17 protein-coding genes and 1 pseudogene are annotated in these 20,566 nt (G+C 66.5%); 9 read left to right on the plus strand and 9 right to left on the minus strand.

From position 1 onward, the window contains the following. Positions 1-6: 6 nt before the first annotated feature. Genes AHIS1636_RS11175 through glyA form a run of 6 tightly spaced genes read right to left on the minus strand, consistent with a single transcriptional unit; the run spans position 7 to position 7,769 of the window. The gene (locus AHIS1636_RS11175; protein ID WP_264795885.1) at positions 7-1,407 is read right to left on the minus strand and encodes an L-serine ammonia-lyase; all 1,401 of its coding nucleotides are present in this window, start codon (positions 1,405-1,407) and stop codon (positions 7-9) included. Then, the gene (locus tag AHIS1636_RS11180; RefSeq protein ID WP_264795886.1) at positions 1,407-2,042 is read right to left on the minus strand and encodes a sarcosine oxidase subunit gamma; all 636 of its coding nucleotides are present in this window, start codon (positions 2,040-2,042) and stop codon (positions 1,407-1,409) included. Before AHIS1636_RS11180 ends, AHIS1636_RS11175 begins: the two co-directional genes overlap by 1 nt. Next, positions 2,035-4,935, minus strand: a complete 2,901-nt coding sequence (locus tag AHIS1636_RS11185; RefSeq protein WP_264795887.1) for a sarcosine oxidase subunit alpha family protein — start codon at positions 4,933-4,935, stop codon at positions 2,035-2,037. The genes AHIS1636_RS11180 and AHIS1636_RS11185 overlap by 8 nt, the downstream gene beginning before the upstream one ends. Beyond that, entirely contained in the window at positions 4,932-5,252 is a 321-nt protein-coding gene (locus AHIS1636_RS11190; RefSeq protein WP_264795888.1) for a sarcosine oxidase subunit delta, read from the minus strand. Before AHIS1636_RS11190 ends, AHIS1636_RS11185 begins: the two co-directional genes overlap by 4 nt. 19 nt (positions 5,253-5,271) lie before the next feature. Beyond that, on the minus strand, positions 5,272-6,489 hold the full coding sequence (locus AHIS1636_RS11195) for a sarcosine oxidase subunit beta family protein (protein WP_264795889.1): 1,218 nt from the start codon (positions 6,487-6,489) through the stop codon (positions 5,272-5,274). After that, positions 6,489-7,769 (minus strand): serine hydroxymethyltransferase, encoded by a 1,281-nt coding sequence (gene glyA / locus AHIS1636_RS11200; protein WP_264795890.1) that lies wholly within the window; start codon positions 7,767-7,769, stop codon positions 6,489-6,491. Before glyA ends, AHIS1636_RS11195 begins: the two co-directional genes overlap by 1 nt. Positions 7,770-7,916: 147 nt before the next feature. Between glyA and AHIS1636_RS11205 the strand changes: the two genes are divergently transcribed. The 6 genes from AHIS1636_RS11205 (at position 7,917) to AHIS1636_RS11230 (ending at position 15,060) form a co-directional block, all read left to right on the plus strand. Further along, positions 7,917-8,588 carry a GntR family transcriptional regulator gene (locus tag AHIS1636_RS11205; RefSeq protein ID WP_264795891.1) on the plus strand — a complete coding sequence of 224 codons (672 nt, stop codon included), beginning with the start codon at positions 7,917-7,919 and terminating at the stop codon, positions 8,586-8,588. An 81-nt stretch (positions 8,589-8,669) separates the two neighbouring features. Continuing rightward, positions 8,670-10,142: a purine-cytosine permease family protein gene (locus AHIS1636_RS11210; protein ID WP_264795892.1), complete on the plus strand. Its 1,473-nt coding sequence runs from the start codon at positions 8,670-8,672 to the stop codon at positions 10,140-10,142. A gap of 296 nt (positions 10,143-10,438) precedes the next feature. Then, positions 10,439-11,776 carry an MFS transporter gene (locus AHIS1636_RS11215; protein WP_264795893.1) on the plus strand — a complete coding sequence of 446 codons (1,338 nt, stop codon included), beginning with the start codon at positions 10,439-10,441 and terminating at the stop codon, positions 11,774-11,776. 76 nt (positions 11,777-11,852) lie between these two features. Further along, positions 11,853-12,638, plus strand: a complete 786-nt coding sequence (locus AHIS1636_RS11220) for a creatininase (protein ID WP_264795894.1) — start codon at positions 11,853-11,855, stop codon at positions 12,636-12,638. 248 nt (positions 12,639-12,886) lie between these two features. Then, a complete protein-coding gene (locus tag AHIS1636_RS11225) occupies positions 12,887-14,140 on the plus strand; it encodes an aminopeptidase P family protein (protein ID WP_264795895.1) in 1,254 nt (417 codons plus the stop codon). A 101-nt stretch (positions 14,141-14,241) separates the two neighbouring features. After that, positions 14,242-15,060 carry an IclR family transcriptional regulator gene (locus AHIS1636_RS11230; protein ID WP_264795896.1) on the plus strand — a complete coding sequence of 273 codons (819 nt, stop codon included), beginning with the start codon at positions 14,242-14,244 and terminating at the stop codon, positions 15,058-15,060. Between the two features lie 32 nt (positions 15,061-15,092). Here the strand turns inward: AHIS1636_RS11230 and AHIS1636_RS11235 are convergent, their stop codons facing one another. Further along, positions 15,093-15,554 (minus strand): nucleoside deaminase, encoded by a 462-nt coding sequence (locus tag AHIS1636_RS11235; protein ID WP_264795897.1) that lies wholly within the window; start codon positions 15,552-15,554, stop codon positions 15,093-15,095. A gap of 25 nt (positions 15,555-15,579) precedes the next feature. Continuing rightward, a complete protein-coding gene (locus AHIS1636_RS11240; protein ID WP_264795898.1) occupies positions 15,580-17,085 on the minus strand; it encodes a PucR family transcriptional regulator in 1,506 nt (501 codons plus the stop codon). 173 nt (positions 17,086-17,258) lie between these two features. On the opposite strand from AHIS1636_RS11240, the gene AHIS1636_RS11245 reads away from it, so the two are divergent. The 3 genes from AHIS1636_RS11245 to AHIS1636_RS11255 all read left to right on the plus strand — a co-directional run bounded on the left by AHIS1636_RS11245 (position 17,259) and on the right by AHIS1636_RS11255 (position 20,297). Continuing rightward, on the plus strand, positions 17,259-18,854 hold the full coding sequence (locus tag AHIS1636_RS11245) for a purine-cytosine permease family protein (RefSeq protein ID WP_264795899.1): 1,596 nt from the start codon (positions 17,259-17,261) through the stop codon (positions 18,852-18,854). Positions 18,855-19,000: 146 nt separating this feature from the next. Next, a complete protein-coding gene (locus tag AHIS1636_RS11250; RefSeq protein WP_264795900.1) occupies positions 19,001-19,432 on the plus strand; it encodes a cupin domain-containing protein in 432 nt (143 codons plus the stop codon). Between the two features lie 58 nt (positions 19,433-19,490). Beyond that, entirely contained in the window at positions 19,491-20,297 is an 807-nt protein-coding gene (locus tag AHIS1636_RS11255) for an IclR family transcriptional regulator (protein WP_264795901.1), read from the plus strand. Between the two features lie 104 nt (positions 20,298-20,401). Here the strand turns inward: AHIS1636_RS11255 and AHIS1636_RS11260 are convergent. After that, positions 20,402-20,566 (minus strand): annotated as a pseudogene (locus AHIS1636_RS11260) (S-(hydroxymethyl)mycothiol dehydrogenase); the annotation flags it as partial.

The following is a 20,566-nucleotide window of genomic DNA, read 5'->3' on the forward strand; positions in this document are numbered from 1 at the left end:
TTCAGTTCAGCATTCGATAACGTTGACGGCAAGGCCACCACGGGACGTCTCCTTGTATTTGATCTTCATGTCTTTGCCAGTCTCGCGCATCGTCTTGATCGCCTGATCCAGCGACACCTTGTGTTCGCCGTCCCCCTGCAGGGCCAGCCGCGCGGCGTTGATGGCTTTCACGCTGGCGATGGCGTTCCGCTCGATGCACGGGATCTGCACCAGTCCACCCACCGGGTCGCAGGTCAAGCCGAGGTTGTGCTCGATACCGACCTCCGCCGCGTTCTCCACCTGCTCCGGGGTTCCGCCCGTGACCGCGCACAGCGCGCCGGCGGCCATGGAACAGGCCGAGCCGACTTCGCCCTGGCAGCCCACCTCGGCACCGGAGATGGACGCGTTCTCCTTGAACAGGATCCCCACCGCCGCCGCCGTGAGCAGGAAGTCCACCACGCCGTCGTCGTTGGCGCCCGGGACAAAGCGCGTGTAGTAGTGCAGCACTGCCGGAATGATGCCCGCCGCCCCGTTGGTGGGAGCGGTGACAATCCGGCCGCCCGAAGCGTTCTCCTCGTTCACGGCCAGCGCGTAGAGGTTCACCCACTCCATCGCCCACAGGGGGTCAGACTGCGCCGCGCCACCGGCGGCGGCCGCGGCCTCCGCCTCGCGGAGCTTGGTCCGCAGGCCCGGGGCACGACGGCGGACCTTCAGTCCCCCGGGCAGCCTTTCCTCGGTGCGGGTGCAGCCGTTTTCCACGCATTCCTGCATGACCGACCAGATGTGCAGCAGCCGCGAGCGCAGCTCCTCCTCGCTGCGCCAGGACAGCTCGTTGGCCAGCATGATTTGCGCGATGGACTTGCCCTCGCGGCGGCAGTGCTCCAGCAGCTGCTTCCCCGTGGTGAACGGGTACGGCAGCGGCGTCTCGTCCTGCACCACCCGGTCCGCCCCGGCGGCGTCCTCGTCGACCACGAAGCCGCCGCCCACGGAATAGTAGGTCCGCTCGCGCAGCAGGACACCGCCGTCGTCGAAGGCGAAGAAGGTCATGCCGTTCGGGTGGGCCGGCAGGGAACGCCGCCGGTGCAGGATCACGTCCGCATCGCCGTCGAACTCCACGGGGTGGGTGCCAGCCAGCAGCAGCTTGCGGCCGCCCACCGTTTCCTTGACCCGCGCATCGGCGGTGTCCGTGTCCACGGTCTCCGGGTCTTCGCCCTGGAGGCCGAGGATCACGGCCTTGTCGGATCCGTGGCCCCAGCCCGTGGCGCCGAGCGAACCGAAGAGTTCGGCCCGCACGCGCGCCACGGACTGCAGCTGGCCGTCCCGCTCCAGCCCGGCAGTGAACTGCCGGGCCGCCCGCATCGGCCCCACTGTGTGGGAAGAGGAGGGGCCGATGCCGACCGAGAACAGGTCAAGGGCACTCAGTGCCATCAGTCGACCTCGGGCCCGGCGAATTCCGTCATCGCATCCAGGATCCAGCGTGCGGTGAAGTCCGCGAAGGACGCCCGCGGCAGGATCCGGTAGGTCTGCGAGCCGTTCTCCTCCGCTGTCTGCCAGAGCAGCACCGGTACGAGCCCGATCGTGGTGGTCACGGCGGTGCCGGGACCGAAGACCCGCGGGTGCAGGTCCGCCGGGCAGCCGGTCTCCAGGACCTTGCGGGCCGAGGGTCCGCTCAGTTCCAGCGTGGTGCGGTTGGCGGAGAGGTCGACGACGGCGCCCGGCTCGCTGCCGAGGGCCGCGGTCAGCTTGGCCACGGCGTCGGAGCCCTCCGGTGCGACCAGCAGGTACTCGTCCGGTCCCAGCCAGAGCACCGCGATGCCGCCGCTGCCGTCGGTATCGCCCGTGGTCTCGCCCACCTTGGTCGGCAGGGGCACGCCGGCCGCGCTCTCCAGCGCCTTGGCTGCGGCCGAGCCCGGCTCCGCGCGCAGGCCGACCTGCGTCAGGAACGGAATCTCGCGCAGGGACACGGCGCGCTCACCGGCCACGGTCCCCTCGCGGAGGACGTCTTCCAGGTGGGCCAGCGGGCTGCGGCGCAGCTGGGAAATGTCAGTCATTACTTCAGCCATCACGACGGCTCCCTTCGGGGTCGAAAAGTACGGGTTCTGCGATGACGACGTCCACAAGCTGGCCGTCCAGCGGTGCCTGCAGCGTCTCTCCAATGCGGTTGCGGCCGTTCTTGACCAGGGCCAGGCCGAAGGACCGGCCCAGGGCGGCGCTGTGGTAGCTGGAGGTCACGTGGCCCTCCATCGGCACCGGCGCTTCGGCCGGGGCGACCCGGGTGCCCTGGTTGACCAGCTGCGCACCTTCCGGCAGGCGGAAGGACTTGTCGACCGGCAGCACACCGACCAGCTGCTTGCGGTCCTCGCGGACGTTGTCGGTGCGCGAGTAGGAGCGCTTGCCCACGAAGTCCTTCGCCTTGGAGACGATCCACTCCATGTTGGCGTCCTGCGGGGTCACCGTGCCGTCGGTGTCCTGGCCGACGATGATGAAGCCCTTTTCGGCGCGCAGCACGTGCATGGTCTCGGTGCCGTACGGGGTGATGTTGAACTCGGCCCCGGCCTCTGCCACCGATTCCCAGACGTGCAGGCCGAACCAGGCAGGCACGTTGATCTCGTAGGCCAGTTCGCCGGAGAAGGAGACCCGGGCGATCCGGGCAGGAACTCCGGAGGCCAGGGTGGTGTCGCGGAAGGCCATGAACGGGAACGCCTCATTGGTGACGTCCAGTTCCGGTGCCAGCTTGGCGACGACGGCGCGGGACTTCGGCCCGACGACGGCGACGGTCGCCCACTGCTCGGTCACCGAGGTGGCCACAACGTCCAGCTCGGGCCACTCGGTCTGCAGCCACTCCTCGAACCAGTCCAGGACCTTCGCGGCGCCGCTGGTGGTGGTGGTGAGCAGGAAGTGGTCCTCTGCCAGCCGCATCACGGTGCCGTCATCGAAGATCATGCCGTCCGGGGTGCACATGACGCCGTAGCGGCACATCCCGACCTTCAGCTTCGTGTAGCCGTTGGTGTAGACGCGGTTCAGGAACTCGGCCGCATCCTTGCCGCGGACCTCGATCTTGCCCAGCGTGGTGGCGTCCATGAAGCCGACGGAATCGCGGACGGCGGCGCACTCGCGCAGCACCGCGGTGTCCATGTCCTCGCCCGGCTTCGGGAAGTACCAGGGCCGCTTCCACTGCCCGACATCCTCGAACAGGGCGCCCTGGGCCACGTGCCACGGCTGGATCGAGGTGATGCGGGCCGGGTCGAACAGCTCGCCGCGCTTGCGGCCGGCCACGGCGGCGAAGGCCACCGGGGTGTAGGGGGCGCGGTACGTCGTGGTGCCGATGCCTCCGATGTCGCCGCTCTTGAGCGCGTGCCCGATCACGCCGATCACGTTGACGCCCGACGTCTTGCCCTGCTCGTCGCCGGTGGAGATGGAGGTGTAGCGCTTCACATGCTCCACGCTGCGCATGCCGGCACCGGTGGCGCGCAGCACGTCCTTGACGCTCTGGTCGCGGTGCAGGTCCACGAAGTGGGCGGAGAAGTCCTCGCCCGTTCCCGAGACCAGCCACAGCTGGCGGAACGTACCCGCGGCGGCGCGGCGGACTTCCTCGGACGGCGCGAGCACGGTATCCCCGGAGACCGGGAAGCCCGAGGCCTTCGCCGCAGTGCGCCCGGCCACGAGGCCCTCGAGCACGCAGCTGTCCGTGTCGTAGGTGCCGTTCAGGGCACCCGCCACGTGCTGGTTGGCCACCGGGGCCACCGGCACGAAGGCGGCGAGGGCGTCGTCCCAGCGGGACTTGCCCTGGCGCTGGCTGTGCAGGTGGATGGTCGGGGTCCAGCCGCCGGAGACGGCGAGCAGGTCGGCCTCGATGCGGCGGACTTCGCCGGTCGGGGTGCCGGCCTCGTCGATAGCGCTGACGCCGACGGCGGAGATGCGCTCGGCGCCTTCCGTGTCCACCACGGCGGAACCGGTGATGACCTCAACGCCGGCCTCGCGGACTGCCGCCGCCCGGGCGGACAGCTCGGCACGGGCGTCGACGACGGCGGCAACCTGCACGCCGGCTGCGGCCAGGTCCTCCACCGCGTCGTAGACGCTGTCATTGGTGGTGAAGAAGACCACGTTGCGGCCCGGTGCCACGGCGTAGCGGTTGACGTAGGTACGCACGGCGCCGGCGAGCATGACGCCCGGCCGGTCGTTGTTCGCGAAGGTGATCGGCCGCTCGAGCGCGCCCGGCGCGAGCACCACCTGCGCGGCACGGATGTGCCAGAGCCGGCTGCGGGAGACGCCTTCCGGCGCTTCGCCGGCATGGCCGGTGCGGTTCTGGTTGGCCAGCAGGTAGTTGGAGTCATAGGAACCGAAAGCCACGGTGCGCTTCAGCAGCGTGCAGTCCTCGGCGGCGGCCAGCTCGGCCAGCACCTCGGCAGCCCACTCCTGCGCGGGCTTGCCCTCGATCCGGGCCTGCGGCTGGGCCAGCAGCGAGCCGCCGAACTCTGCGTCCTGTTCGATCAGGATGACGCGGGCTCCGCCGCGGACGGCCTCGCGGGCGGCGGCCAGTCCGGCCGGGCCGGAACCGACGACGACGACGTCGGCGTGCACGTACTTCTTGTCGTACCGTGCGGTGTCATCGCGCGGGTCCAGGGTGCCCAGGCCGGAGAGGTAGCGGGCTTCCAGGCCCTCGCGGAGGGCCACCGTGGTCGCGGTCAGCATGGACTCGTCGACCGGGTTGGCCGGTCCGGACGCGGAGACGTGGATCAGCGCGTTGGTTTCCTCGACACCGGCGCTCATGATGCCGCGCGGACGGCCCAGGTACATCGAGTTGCCGCAGCGCAGCACCCCGTTGGCCAGCAGGGCACTGGCCACGGTGTCGCCTTGGTAGCCGGCGTAGGACTTGCCGTCCACGGTGAAGGTCAGCTCGGCGCCGCGGTCGATGCGGCCGCCTTCGGCCAGGCGGTGGGACTGGGTGGTGCTCACTTCGCGGCTCCTTCCTTGTTGTTCTCTGCCTGGCTCAGCGACGCCAGGTCCGGGCGAGGTTCGCCGCTGCGGTAAACGGCCTTGAATTCGTAGGTGACGGTGTCACGCACCGCGTTGAACCAACGGCGGCAGCCGCCGGTGTGGACCCAGCGCTCCGCGAACAGGCCCTTGGGGTTGTCGCGGTAGAACAGGTACTCGGCCCATTCCTTGTCGGTCAGCTGGCTCGGGTCCTCGGGGTAGGCCACGTGGGCCTGGCCGCCGTAGTGGTACTCGGTCTCGTCCCGCGGGCCGCAGTTGGGGCATTCAATGAGGATCATGGTGAGGAATCCTTACGTCTTAGTGGGCCACGGCGGCGGCGCCGTGCTCGTCGATCAGGTGGCCGGTCTCGAAGCGGTCCAGCGCGAACGGGGCGTTCAGCGGGTGTGCTTCACCGGTGGCGATGGTGTGCGCGAAGGTGTAGCCGGCGCCCGGGGTGCCCTTGAAGCCGCCGGTCCCCCAACCGCAGTTGACGAACACACCGTCGACCGGCGTCGTGCTCACGATCGGCGAGGCGTCCAGGGTGGTGTCCACGATGCCGCCCCAGGTGCGCAGCAGGTGCGCCCGGGCGAAGATCGGGAAGAGCTCGACGGCGGCGGCCATCTGCTCCTCGATCACGTGGAAGGCACCGCGCTGGCCGTAGCCGTTGTAGCTGTCGATACCCGCGCCCATGACCAGCTCGCCCTTGTGGGCCTGGGAGACGTAGACGTGCACGTGGTTGGACATGACCACTGTCGGGTGGACCGGCTCGAACAGCTCCGAAACCAGTGCCTGCAGCGGGTGGGACTGGATCGGCAGCCGGAAGCCGGCGAGCTCGGCCAGCACGCTGGAGTGGCCGGCGGCGGCCAGGCCGACCTTGTCGGTGAGGATCCGGCCGCGGGAGGTTTCGACGCCGACAACGCGGTTGCCGTCCTTGATGAAGCCGGTCACCTCGCAGTTCTGGATGATGTCCACGCCCATCTCGTCGCACTTGCGGGCGAAGGCCCAGGCGACATGGTCGTGCTTGGCGATACCGGCACGCGGCTGGTAGGTGGCACCCATGACCGGGTACCGGATGTCGTCGCCGATGTTGACGATCGGGCAGACTTCCTTGACCTGCTCCGGGGTCAGCCACTCGGCGTCGACACCGTTGAGCTTGTTTGCCTCGACCCGGCGGACCGACTCGCGGACGTCGCCCAGCGTGTGGGCCAGGTTAAGCACGCCGCGCTGGCTGAACAGGAAGTCGTACTCGAGTTCCTCCGGCAGCTGCTCCCAGAGCTTGAGGGAGTGCTCGTAGATCGCGGCGGATTCGTCCCAGAGGTAGTTGGAGCGGATGATCGTGGTGTTGCGGGCCATGTTCCCGCCGGCCAGCCAGCCGCGTTCCAGGATGGCGATGTTCGTCATCCCGTGGTTCTTGGCCAGGTAGTAGGCGGTGGCGATGCCGTGGCCACCGCCGCCGACGATGACGGCGTCGTAGGAAGACTTGGGCTCGGGATTCCGCCAGAGGAAATCCGGATGCTCAGGCAGCAGATCAGCCATTACTCGGCTCCGTTCAGGTTCGGGTAGAGGGGGAATTTGTCGGCCAGGACGCCCACCCGCCCGCGCAGCTCGGTAGCGAGCTCCTCGGTCAGTTCGTGCGTCAGGGCAGTGGCGATGATGTCGGCGACCTCGGTGAATTCCGCAGCGCCGAAGCCGCGGGTGGCCAGCGCCGGGGTGCCGATCCGCAGGCCGGAGGAAACCATCGGCGGACGGGGGTCGAAGGGGACGGCATTGCGGTTGACCGTGATGCCGACCCGGTGGAGCCTGTCCTCGGCCTGCTGGCCGTCCAGTTCGGAGTGGCGCAGGTCCACGAGCACCAGGTGCACGTCGGTGCCGCCGTTCACCAGGCTGATTCCGGCCTCGGCGACGTCGCCCTGCAGCAACCGTTCCGCGAGGATTTGGGCCCCTTCAAGAGTGCGCTGCTGGCGCTGCTTGAAGTCCTCGGACGCGGCAACCTTGAACGCCACGGCCTTGGCGGCAACGACATGCTCCAGCGGGCCGCCCTGCTGCCCCGGGAACACGGCCGAGTTGATCTTCTTGGCCAGCTCCTGCTTGGACAGGATGACGCCGCCGCGCGGGCCGCCGAGGGTCTTGTGCGTGGTGGTGGTGACGACGTCGGCAAACGGCACCGGGTTCGGGTGCAGTCCCGCTGCCACCAGGCCGGCGAAGTGCGCCATGTCCACCATCAGGTAGGCGCCGACCTTGTCGGCGATCCGGCGGAACTCGGCGAAATCCAGCTGGCGGGTGTAAGCGGACCAACCGGCCACGATCAGCTTGGGCTGGTTCTCCACGGCCAGCCGCTCCACCTCTGCCATATCGATGCTGTGGTCCTGCTCGGAGACGCCGTAGGAGACGACGTTATAGAGCTTGCCCGAGAAGTTGATCTTCATGCCGTGCGTCAGGTGGCCGCCGTGCGCCAGATCCAGTCCGAGGATCGTATCGCCCGGGTTCAGCAGCGCGAACATGGCGGCGGCGTTGGCCTGGGCGCCCGAATGCGGCTGGACGTTGGCAGCCTCAGCCCCGAAGAGGGCCTTCACCCGGTCGATGGCCAGCTGTTCGATCACGTCAACGTGCTCGCAGCCGCCGTAGTAGCGCCGGCCCGGGTATCCCTCGGCGTACTTGTTCGTCAGGACGGAGCCCTGCGCTTCCATCACGGCGCTCGGCGCGAAATTCTCCGAGGCAATCATCTCCAGCGTCGACTGCTGCCGCTCAAGCTCGCGTCCAATGGCGGCTGCGACCTCGGGGTCCGCCGCGGCCAAGGTTGTTGACAGGTTCGTCATCCGGCCTCTCCTTCAAGAACTAAAGACTAATGTTTGACTGATATATCAGTGCTGGTTGAAATGGTATGCTGTGGATCACAGGGAGTCAACAGCAATAAAATGTGACTTCGACATAACCCGTCATAAGGCACCCGAGGAGAGCAGATCATGAGCGTAACCGCCGCTGCAGAAACAACTGACGCGGCCCTGTCGCTGGCCGAACGCGCTTACCGCGAGCTGCGGGACCGGCTCATCATGCTCGACATCCGGCCCGGCGAACCGATCAACGACGGCCAGCTCGCCACGGCCCTCGGCATCGGACGCACCCCCGTGCGCGAAGCGCTGAAGCGGCTGGAGATGGACCACCTCGTCGTCTCCTATCCACGCCGCGGCACCTTCGCCACCATCGTGGACATCACCGCCCTGGCCGACGTGTCCGAACTGCGCCGCGTACTCGAACCCATGGCCGCCCGAAAAGCCGCCCTGAGCGCGAACGCAGCCATGCGGCAGGAGCTGTCCGTGCTGGCGGAAGACATCCAGCGCCTCGACGAGCAGGGCCTCGGCAAGGCCGCCGACCTTATGCGCTACGACCTGAGCGTGCACCGCAGCATCTACCACGCGGCCGGAAACCCGCATTTGGAAGAAACCCTCATCCGGCTCGACAACCTCGCCACCCGGATCTGGTGCCTGGTCCTCGACAAGGTGCCCTCGGTCACGGGCCATATCACCGAGCATGTGCGGCTACTGAAGGCCATTGTCGACGGCGATGCGGACCAGGCCGCGGACCTCGCCCTGGAGCACATCAGCAGTTTCGAGGAGACCATCCGCAAGGTTCTGTAGCAAAAAAACAGAGCTCCCCCTGTGGCCAGTGTGAGGCAGATCACTTATCGTTGCTGATACGTCACGGACCAGGAGGATGCCATGCCCCAGGACCATGCGGCCCCAGCTGCCGCAACCAGCACGGACATCGAGCAGCAGCTGCAGCCAATCCCGGAGGACGCCCGCACCTCGAGGGTCTCCGGTCAGTTCTGGATATGGGCCGGCGCCAACCTCGCCCCGATCAACTGGGTCCTGGGTGCACTGGGCATCAATCTTGGACTGGGTTTCGCCGACACCATTACGGTCCTGGTTCTGGGTAATTTCATCGGCATGGCCCTGTTCGGTTTCTTCGTCCTGCTCGGCCAAAAAACGGGGGCGACCGGCATGGTCCTGGCCCGCGCGGCGTTTGGACGACGGGGTAACTACCTTCCGGCCGCCATCCAGGCGACCTTGGGCATCGGCTGGTGCGCCATCAATACCTGGATCATCCTGGATCTGGTCATGGCACTGTTCGGCAAGCTGGGCTGGGTGGATCCCGACCAGCCCAACTACGGATGGAAGATCGCGGTCGCCGCGGGACTGATGGTCCTCCAGGTCCTGATCGCATTCTTTGGCTACAAATCGATCGCTGCCTTCGAGCGCTGGACCGTTCCGCCGACCATCCTGGTCCTTACGGCCATGTCCGTCGTCGCGTGGTTCGGCATGGACATTGACTGGACGTATGCGGGCCCTCCCGGCGAGATCCTTACCGGCATGGATCGGATCGCCGCCATGAGCGCCGTCATGACGGCCATTGGCATCGGCTGGGGCATCACCTGGTTCACCTACGCGGCCGACTACTCGCGCTTCGTCTCCCGCGCCGTGCCGCGGAAGCGCCTCTACTTCGCCTCCGTCCTGGGCCAGTTCCTCCCGGTGGTCTGGCTCGGCGTCCTCGGTGCCAGCCTTGCCACCAAGAGCGGGAGCATCGATCCCGGCGAGTTGATCGTGGAGAACTATGGCGCGCTGGCCATCCCCGTACTGCTGATGGTCCTGCACGGGCCCATCGCGACCAACATCCTGAACATCTACACGTTCTCGGTCGCGACCCAGGCGCTGGACGTTCGCGCCAAGCGGCAGGCCCTGAACCTGATCGTCGGCGTTTTTGCCCTGGTCGCGGTCATCTTCTTCATCTACCAGGAAGACTTCGCCGCCGTCCTCGACTCCTGGCTGATCGGCCTTGTTGCCTGGGTCGCAGCCTGGGGCGGCATCATGCTGGTGCACTACTACTACATCGACCGCCGGCACCCGGCCGACACGGAACGGCTCTTCGACCCGGTCGGCACCCCGCGGCTTCCGGTCATGAACTGGGCAGGCATCGGGGCCCTGCTCGCCGGCATCTGCGCCACTTGGCTGTTCATGTACGGGCTGCTCCCAGCGACCCAGGGTCCGATCGCAGTTGCCCTTAAGGGGCTCGACCTGTCATGGCTGGCCGGCGGCCTGACCAGTGCTGCGGTCTACGCAATATTCGGCCCCCGTATCCACCGGCGCTACCTGGCCCCCGCTCCCCAGCAGCGGCGCAGGGTCCCCAAGGCCTGACTCGTTCCTGCGGACCATCCCGCAGATCCCCTCGTCGCGCTGCGTGCGACGAGGTTGCGGCAAACATAACCGCAACGCGAGTGCAGCCGCACTCTGAAGCCGTCCGGACGCCGTCGTAATATTGCCGTGCCGGCTGCCCATCGAGGCCGGAATCCATTGACAGTGACGCGAACCACACCCTAGTCTGCTGCAACAAGGTTGCACTTATCGCAACGACTGACAACTTGGTGGTTCTCCCCATGACAGACCGTGATAACGCGGCCAGCAGCGCCGCCCCTTCAACCTCCGTGAGAAACATGACTAATCTTCCTTCCCAGGCCGACATCGTCGGACAGACCCGGACCAATGGCGGTCCGGCCGTTGATCCGCAGGTCCGCCGCCGTGTCATCGGAGCCAGCTTCATCGGCAACTTCGTCGAGTGGTTCGATTACGCGGTGTACGGCTACCTGGCCGCCACAATCGCCGTCGTCTTCTTCCCCGAAGCCGACCCCCAGACGGCTTTGCTTTCCACCTTTGCCTTGTTCGCAATCTCATTCCTCGTTCGTCCCATGGGCGGATTCATCTGGGGCCACATCGGCGACCGGGTCGGCCGAAAGAACGCGCTCTCGCTGTCGATCCTCATCATGTCCCTGTCCACGTTCTGCATCGCCTTGATCCCGGGCTACGATGCGATCGGCCTCTGGGCTCCGGCACTGCTGCTCATCGTCCGCGTGGTGCAGGGGTTCTCCGCATCCGGCGAGTACGCAGGGGCCTCCGCTTTCCTGGTCGAATATGCGCCGGCGCACCGCCGCGGCCTCTATGCCGCCGTGGTTCCGGCCAGCACGGCCACCGGCCTGCTGCTGGGCTCGCTGCTGGCTGCCGGACTGACCGGGCTGCTCTCGGAAGACCAGCTTCACTCCTGGGGCTGGCGGCTGCCTTTCCTGCTGGCCGCCCCGATGGGCCTGATCGGACGCTACATCCGCACCAAGCTCGAGGACACCCCCGCCTTCCGCGAACTCGAAGTCGAGGAACACTCCGAAGCAGCGCCGGTGAAGAGCCTGCTCCTCAACCACTGGCGGCAGTTGCTGCTGGCGGTCGGCGCAGTGCTGCTCAACGCCGTCGGCTTCTATGTCATCCTCAGCTACATGCCCACGTACCTGTCGGAGGAACTCGGCCTCGGCACGACTGAGTCCTACCTCGCGACGACCATCGCACTGCTGACCTACATCGGCTTCATCTTCGGCACCGGCATGCTCTCGGACCGCTTCGGCCGGAAGAAGGTGCTCATCAGTGCGTCCCTGCTCTTCGTGGCGCTGACCGTCCCGGCCTTCATGCTGCTGGAAACCGGCAGCTTCCTGGTCATTGTCCTCGTGCAGGTCCTGCTGGGCGGCATGCTCACCCTCAACGACGGCACGCTGCCCAGTTTCCTCGCCGAAATGTTCCCCACGAAGATCCGCTACAGCGGTTTCGCGGTCAGCTTCAATCTCTCCAACGCGCTCTTCGGTGGAACGGCCCCCTTCGTCGCCACCTTGCTCATATCGCTGAGCGGCAATGCCCTCGCCCCGGCCTGGTACCTGGGGGCCGCCGCGCTCGTATCCCTGGTCGCCGTTGCCTTGTCCAGGGAAACCAGCCGGATGCCCCTGCAACACCAGTGACTGCGCGCGGCACTCCCGCCGGCAGCTCATTTCCCTTATCCTTCACCCGGATCCAACAGAACAGAATGGAACAACGATGCGACAAAGCGTCTACATGGAAGACCTCGACGCCTTCAGCTACCGCGAAGCCGTCGCCCGGAAAGAGACGGTGGTCCTGATCCCGGTGGGCTCCATCGAGCAGCACGGCCCGCACATGCCGCTGAACGTCGACGTCCTGCTGTCCCGGGCCATGGCCGGCCAGGTGGCGGAGGAGCTGCGCGGGCTAGTGGCCGCGCCGGTGGTCTACGGCTACAAGTCACAGCAGCGTTCCGGCGGCGGCAACCACCTGCCTGGCACCACGAGCCTGGACGCGGCAACGATCATCTCGATCGCCAAGACCCTCACCCTTGAGTTTGCCCGGCATGGCGCTCGGAAGATCGCGTTCATCAACGGCCACTTCGAGAATTACCAGTTCCTCTACGAGGGTGTCGACCTTGCCCTGCGCGAGCTGCAGCTGGCCGGGATCGAGGACATGAAGGTTGTCCTGCTCTCCTACTGGGACTTTATCGACGATGCCACGATCGCCGAACTCTACCCGGATGGCTTCACTGGCTGGGACCTTGAGCACGGCGGCGTCCTCGAGACCTCGCTGATGCTTCACCTGTTCCCGGAAAAGGTGGACATGGCCAAGGTCGTAGACGCTCCGCCGGCAGTCATGCCGAACTATGACGTGCTTCCGGTCCGGCCCGAGTTGACCCCGGAGTCCGGCTGCCTGTCCTCGGCGGCCGCCGCGACGGCCGATAAGGGCATTACGCTGCTCAAGCGCGCCCGGTCAGCCATGTCGACCGCGCTGACCTCGGAATTCGGCCTGTCCGGACGCTGACCCGAACGCTTTATCGGACGGTCCCCGCCGTTGCGGGGGCCGTCCGATTCTCGTTTCCCGGGCCGGTCGTTAGGTCAGTGAGCAACACTGTTGCAGCCGTAACGGGAAATGCGACGAACGCCACAAAAAACCCTTGACAGTGAACACCCTCACACATAATCTGGTGCAACAAGGTTGCAGTGAACGCAACCTTCAGACTTTCAGTCAGCACGACAAGCAATCCAAACCCCATTCAGAAGGGACTGACGATGACCATCGCCAACACCGCCGCCACCAGCGTTTCCGAACTCGAGCGCCTGAAGGTCCTGCACAACGGCTCCAAGCAGCAGCTGACTTTCTCCGACGCTGAATTCGAGCGCCGCCTGGGCGGTCTGCGCCAGATCATGGCCGCGAAGGATCTCGACGCGGTGATCCTGACCAGCTACCACGGCATCAAGTACTACTCCGACTTCCTCTACACCACGTTCGGCCGCAACTACGCCCTGGTCGTCACCGCCGATGACTCGGTCACCGTGACCGCCAACATCGACGCCGGCATGCCGTGGCGCACCAGCTACGGCGAGAACATCGTCTACACCGACTGGAAGCGCGACAACTTCTACTTCGGCCTCCAGGAAGCCCTGCGCCAGCGCGGCGTGACCGCCAAGCGCATCGGCGTCGAGGACGACGCCCTGCCCCTGATGACCCGCCAGCGCATCCAGGCCGCCTTCGACGGCGCCGAACTCCTCGACGTCTCCCAGGACGCCATGCGCCAGCGCATGATCAAGTCCGCCGAAGAAATCGAGGTCATCAAGCACGGCGCCCGCATCGGCGACCTCGGCGGCGAGGCCATCAAGGCCGCCATCCGCGAAGGCATCACCGAATACGAAGTCGCGCTCATCGGCACCGAAGCCATGGTCCACGAAATCGCCAAGACCTTCCCGCACCGCGAAGTCCGCGACACCTGGGTCTGGTTCCAGTCCGGCATCAACACCGACGGCGCCCACAACTGGGCCACCACCCGCAAGCTGCAGCGCGGCGACATCCTGTCCCTGAACTGCTTCCCGATGACCTCCGGCTACTACACCGCCCTGGAGCGCACCATGTTCCTCGGCCAGCCGGACGAGGAAAGCCTGCGCCTGTGGAACATCAACGTCGAGGTCCACCGCCGCGGCCTCGAACTCATCAAGCCCGGCGCCGTCTGCAAGGACATCGCCGCCGAACTCAACGAAATCTACATCGGCTACGGCCTGCTCCCGAACCGCACGTTCGGCTACGGCCACTCCTTCGGCGTCCTCTCGCACTACTACGGCCGCGAAGCCGGCCTGGAACTGCGCGAGGACATCGACACCGTGCTCGAGCCGGGCATGGTCGTTTCGATGGAACCGATGATCACCGTGGCCGACGGCCAGCCCGGTGCCGGCGGCTACCGCGAGCACGACATCCTCGTCATCGGCGAGGACAAGGTCGAGAACATCACCAAGTTCGGCTTCGGTCCGGAACACAACATCGTCGATGCCTAGTTAGGTCGATGCCTAGTTAGTCAGGCGACTCGCTGCGGGTTGCGGCACGGCCACGGGTCGTGCCGCAACCCGCAGCCATATCCGGGAAGATAGTAGACATCATGAACCGCCACCCAGACAACGTAGCCGCCAACGGTTCCGAATCGGCCAACGGCGATTCCCGCGGAGCCTCCGTCCTCGTCAACGCCATCGCCGTACTGCGCTGCTTCAGCGTGGACGAGCCACTCCTGGGCGTGACCGAGATTGCCTCCCGGGTGGGCCTGCATAAAAGCACGGTCTCCCGGATCCTCTCCACCTTGGAGCAGGAGGACCTGGTGGAACGGGACGAGACGTCCCGGCGGTTCAAGCTGGGCCTTGGGCTGATCGGCGTGGCAGGACCTCTCCTGGCCGAGCTGGACGAGCGCCGCGTTGCCTATCCCGTACTGCGGGAACTCACCGAACGGACCCAGGAAACCAGCGCGCTGCTCACGTGGACGGGCTCCAGCTCAGTCTGCGTGGAACAGATCCCCAGCCCCCAGCAGGTCAAGCACACCTCCCCGCTGGGCACCCGCTACAACACGGCCCTGAGCGCAAGCGTCCAGGTGTTCCTCGCCGCGGAGGATCCCGAGCGTGCCCGCGCCCTGATCACCAGCGGCGTCATTGAGTATCCATCGCCGACGCCTGCCCGCATCGACGAATTCATTGAGCGGCTGAAGACTGTGGCGACCGAGGGCCATGCCTCCAACTACGGCGAGACCAGCATGGACGAGGTCGGCGTTGCCGCACCGATCCACGACCACCGGGGCAGCATCGTGGCCGCCGTCATGCTCGCCGCTCCCCGCTACCGCACCACAGCCGAGCACCTGCAGCTGCTGGCGGAAGCCTGCCGCGCGGCGGCGGCGCAGATTACCGTCCGGATGGGCGGCCTGCCTCCGAAGTAGCGGAACCAGAGGCGCCCATCCGCACGGAGGGGCTATTCGGCGATGTCTTCCGCCCACAGCTCCGGGTGCTCGTGCTGGAAGGACGTCATCATCTCCTTGCAGCGCGGGTCGTCCAGGACCGTGATTTCGACGCCGCGCGAACGCAGCAGGTCGAACTCCCCTTCGAACGTCTCCGCTTCCCCGACCACCACGCGGGGAATCTTGAACTGGATGATGGTTCCGGTACACATGGCACAGGGCGCCAGCGTCGTATACAGGGTGGTATCCCGATAGGTCTTCTGCCGGCCCGCGGCGCGCAGTGCTGACATCTCGCCGTGCGCTATCGGATCCGACTGCTGCACGCGTTCATTGTGCCCGGTGGCGACGATCTCTCCGTCGCGGACCAGGGCTGCGCCGATAGGTATCCCGCCTTCGCGCAGGCTCTTCCGTGCGGCCTCGACGGCAGCTTCAAAACCCGGATCCATCATCTGCTTGTCCTTCCATCGCATGTCCATGCCAGCGTTCGGCGGCTGGAGCCGATCATTCCACGATCTCCGGCACCAGCGAAGTCCGGGCCAGCCGCACTGCGAAGTGCAGTCCAGCCATCTTGCCGCTGCCCCGGGGGTCTCCACCGAGCAGCTCGAACGCCCTGGTCAGCCGGTTGTGCATGGTCTGCCGCTCAAGGAAGAGCGACTTGGCAGCTTCGGTGGAATTACAGCCGAAGGTCAGCCACTGGTCGAGGGTCTCCAGCAGGCTGGTCCCCTTGCGCCGATCGTAGGCCAGCAACTCACCGAGCACTTCCTGGGTCAGCCTTTCGATGACGGCGCCCGGCAAATCATGGGCGCCGAGGCGCTCGACGACCAGGTTCTCGCTGTCCTGGATGTTGCCCCTGAACTCGGTGGCCGGCCCGAGGGACAGGGCCAGCTTTGCCTCGGTGAGGGACCACGGGGCCTGCACCGGCGAGGTAACGGTCGGCCCCATCACACCTGCCACGGGCGTATCCGCGAGCGCGGCCCGCAGGTCCTCCAGCAATTCCGAGCGCTTGCTTCGGGTCCCGTTGGGCCGCAGCGGGACGAGCGCGTACAGGTTCTCACCGTCCATATGGGTCCGCACGCCGGGGCAGCACCGCCGCAGCGCCTGCTCGGTTACTCCCTGCAACTGGGCCATCCCGAAGCTGCGGAACACCAGGACGAACACGGGCCGGCCGATGTCCAATCCGACCGTGCGGCAGAGCTCCCGGATCTGGGTCGGACCGGCCCCGGCGACGATGGCACGCATGAGGGCGGTATCGGCGATCTGCGCCAGCGTGGGTCGGTGGCGCTGGGACATGGCCAGGGCAAGAATGTTGGTCAGCCGCTCCCCCACGGTCTTCAGATAGTCCCGGTCCACGCCCGAACGGCTGTGCATCCTCAATTTGGCCGCGACGATGCCTCCCACCACGACGTCGACTTCGGAATAGTCGGGCGTCGAATCGTCGGGGAGTTCGCCGGCGGATTCGAGCAGCTCGCCGTTCGCGTCTACGAGCTGGACCCCGATCTGGAGGGCTTCCGTGATCAGCTCCAGCAGGGGCTGCAGGGCAGGGCCGGAGGACGCCAGTCGCTCCGCGATGCGCTGGGACACCGCGTCGGCTGTCTGCAGGGCCGTGACCTGCTGGGAGACGATCCGACGGTTCACTTCCTCGGCGACGTCGACGAAGGGCACGACCTTCTGGAACTCGATCAGGGGCAGGCCTGCCTCTTCGGCGGCCTGCACCAGGTCTGCCGACAAGGGCCGGCCCAGGCTAGCCGTTTCGATCGCCAGCGCAGTGACATGGCGTTCGGCGAGGCTGCGGACGTAGTCATGCTGCGCGGCAGGCTTCAAGGCAAGCAGTGCGCTGCCTCCGGTCAGCAGGAGCTCCTCGCCCCTCAGCAGCGGAGCGATCTGGAGCACCTCGCTGGAATGCACCCAGCGCACCTGCGCCGCGTCCACCAGCTCTTTGCCCGCCCGGATGCGCGGATGGGCCTGCTTGACCAGTTCGGTCTCCAGCACCTCAGTTAAGCGGATCACCATGGGATTACGCCGATCTTTCGTCGATAGTAGGGCGCGCTTTGGATACGCTTTGACAAACCGTCAATCCAAAACGGAGAAACATGATCATACCGTCTATATGGTATGGCACACATCACACCTATGCTGTTTGAAGGCTTTAGCTCCCACAGCCTCCTGGAGAGAGAGATGCAATGAGCACTAGATCAGCAACCAGCTCAGAGAGCGCTACCCACGACGTCGAAGACGTCCTTCAGCCCGTTCCCGAGTCGTCCCGCACCACGAAGCTGTCGGGGCAGTTCTGGATCTGGGCCGGCGCCAACGTCGCACCGATCAACTGGATCCTCGGCGCCCTGGGCATCAACCTGGGCCTCGGCCTCGCCGACACCATGACGGTACTCGTCGTCGGCAACATTATCGGAATGGTCGGCTTCGGCTTCTTCGTCCTGCTAGGCCAAAAGACCGGGGCGACCGGCATGCTGCTCGCCCGCGGCGCCTTCGGCCGGCGCGGCGCCTACCTTCCCGCAGCCATCCAGGCAATCGTCGCGGTCGGCTGGTCCGCGGTGAACACGTGGGTCATCCTCGACCTGGTCATGGCCTTGTTCGCCATGATCGGCTGGGTCGATCCCAATGAGTCGAACCTGGTCTGGAAGATCGCCGTGGCGGCCATCATCATGGGCATCCAGGTCGCCATCTGCTACCGCGGCTACAGCGCGATCGCCAAGTTCGAGCGCATCACCATGCCGCCGACCGTCCTCGTCCTCATCGCCATGTCCCTCATCGCCTGGACGCAGCTGCCGATCGACTGGAGCTACGCCGGTCCGGAAGGCGCCGTGCTCACGGGCGGCGAACGCATTGCCGCGATGTCCGGGATCATGACCGCCATCGGCATCGGCTGGGGCATCGGCTGGTTCACCTACGCCCCCGACTACTCCCGCTTCGTCTCCAAGAGCATCGCTCCCCGCAAGCTGTACCTCGCCTCCGTCCTCGGACAGTTCCTGCCGGTCGTGTGGCTGGGCCTGCTCGGCGCGAGCCTCGCGACGATGAACGGCAGCGCCGATCCGGGCGAGCTGGTCGTCAAGAGCTTCGGCGGCCTCGCCATTCCGGTCATCCTGCTGGTCATCCACGGCCCGATTGCCACCAACATCATCAACCTCTACACCTTCGGCGTCGCCACCCAGGCCCTCGATGTCCGCATCTCCCGGAAGAAGATCTCGCTCATCGTCGGCTGCTTCTCGATGTGCGCGGTGATCCTGTTCCTCTTCGCGGAGGACTTCGCAACCCTGCTCGACAGCTGGGTCATCGCGATCGCGGCGTGGGTCTCGACCTGGGGCGGCATCATGGCGGTCCACTACTTCATCTTCGAGCGCAAGCACAAGAACTTCAGCTACCTGTTCGTCTCGCCGCGCGACACCCACCTGAAGGCAGTCAACCCGTCCGCCATCATCGCCTTCCTCGCGGGGATCGTCATGACCTGGATGTTCATGTACGGCGCCATGCCGGTCTTCCAGGGACCGATCGCGACGGCGATGGGCGGGGTCGACCTCTCCTGGCTGGCCGGTTCGCTCACCTCGGCCACCCTGTACTTCGCCTTGGGCTACCCGCGCTTCCGCTCCCGGATCAAGGCCGGCGTTCCGCTGGGCATCCATGCCGGAACCTCGGATGAGAAGTTCCTTGCAGAGCACGGCGACTGCGAGGAAGCCCGCCACGAAGAGACCCCGGTCAGCGTACCCGGCGGCCTCGAGGACGAGGGCCGTCCGGAAGCCCGCACGGCGGCTCCCGCCTCCTGATCCCTCCGGCCGCGGCCGGTAACGCAATAACGCAACCCACCGCGACGGCGGATGGCCTCCACAGGGGACCATCCGCCGTCGTACTTTGCTTGTACCGCCGGCCGCAGGGCAGCCTCCGGCCGCCACCACATATGGAAGGACCCATCATGCTCGAACGCCGGGGCAGCTACGCCTTCGACTACGACCTGCACGGCGGCAGCGCGCCCGTGCGGATGCAATGGCTCTTCCACGGCCGGTCCGAACTGCCCGTTGCCGTCCAGGTCTGGGAACTTCCGCCCGGCGGGACCGAAGGGATGCATGCCCACGCCCGGGAGGACCGGCCGCTTGAGGAGCTCTACGTCATCATGGACGGGACCGCGCGGATGCATCTCGACGGCGCCAGCCATGACCTCGCCGCCGGGGACGCTTTGCTCGCGCCCGTCGGCTCGGAACACGACCTGGCGAATACCGGCACCGGCCCGCTGCGCGTCCTCGTCGTGTGGGGCGAACCCGGCACGGCAGACTATTCGTCCTTCGGCTCCTGGCGGTCCGCCAACACTGCCCGGAATCCCGCCGTCGGCACACCGGCAGCCCGGTAACCGGGGCCGGGAACGCAGGAAATGCACGCTTCCGCCAAGGTTCTGAGACGATGGGCTTATGGCAGACCTTGAGGTTTACGACGACGAGGATACCGCCGGGCAGCTGAGCCGCGGCGTGCAGTCCGTGGACCGCGCGATCGCCGTCCTGGAAATCCTGCGCCGGCGCGGCGGCGCCGGCGTCAGCGAAATCGCCGACGAGATGGGCGTGCACAAGTCCACGGCTTCGCGCCTGCTCGCGTCACTGCTGCAGGGCGGCATGGTCCAGCAGAACTCCGAGCGCGGCAAGTATCATCTCGGCTTCGGCATCCTTCGGCTGGCCAACTCGATCCCCGGCCGCCTCAGCCTGGTCCAGGAGGCCCGCCCGCTGCTGGACGCCCTGGCCGAGAAGTACAAGGAGACCGTCAACCTCGCCGTCCTTCGCTCCAACTATGCGGTCAACGTCGACCAGGCCATGGGCCCCTCGTCGCTGGCCACGCATGACTGGATCGGCAGCCTCACCCCGCTCCACGCGACCTCCAGCGGCAAGGTCCTGCTGGCCGGCCTGAGCTCGGAGCAGCGCGAGAAGATCCTCAAGGAAACCGGGCTGCCGACGCAGACGGCCAACACCATCACCTCGCGGCGCGAGCTGGAGAAGCAGCTGATGGACGTCGCCTCCACCGGGTACGCCGCGGTGTACGAGGAATTCGAGATCGGCCTGAACGCCGTCGCCGTCCCCGTCCATGACCACGCCGGCGCGGTCATCGGAGCCGTCAGCCTTTCCGGGCCCGCCTTCAGGTTCAAGCCGGAGGAAATGCCGGACATGCTTGAGGACCTGAAGCATGCCGGGCTGGAAATCAGCTCCCGGATGGGCTACGCCCCGGAGTAATCCGGCACAAACAACGACGACGGCGGCAGCCGCCGCGGCCGGAACCTGCAGGTCCCCGCGCGGCCGGTTGCCGCCGTCGTCGTTGGCGTCCCGATTCCGTGGGCCTACAGCTCCACTACGGAGCGGAGGACTTTGCCTTCGTGCATTTTGTTGAAGGCTTCTTCGATTTGGTCGAGGGTGATGCGTTCGGTGACGAAGGCGTCGAGGTCGAGGTTGCCCTGCTTGTAGTGGTTGACGAGCATGGGGAAATCCCGGGAGGGGAGGCAGTC

The sequence above is a fragment of the Arthrobacter mangrovi genome (assembly GCF_026011795.1).
Lineage (GTDB): Bacteria > Actinomycetota > Actinomycetes > Actinomycetales > Micrococcaceae > Crystallibacter > Crystallibacter mangrovi.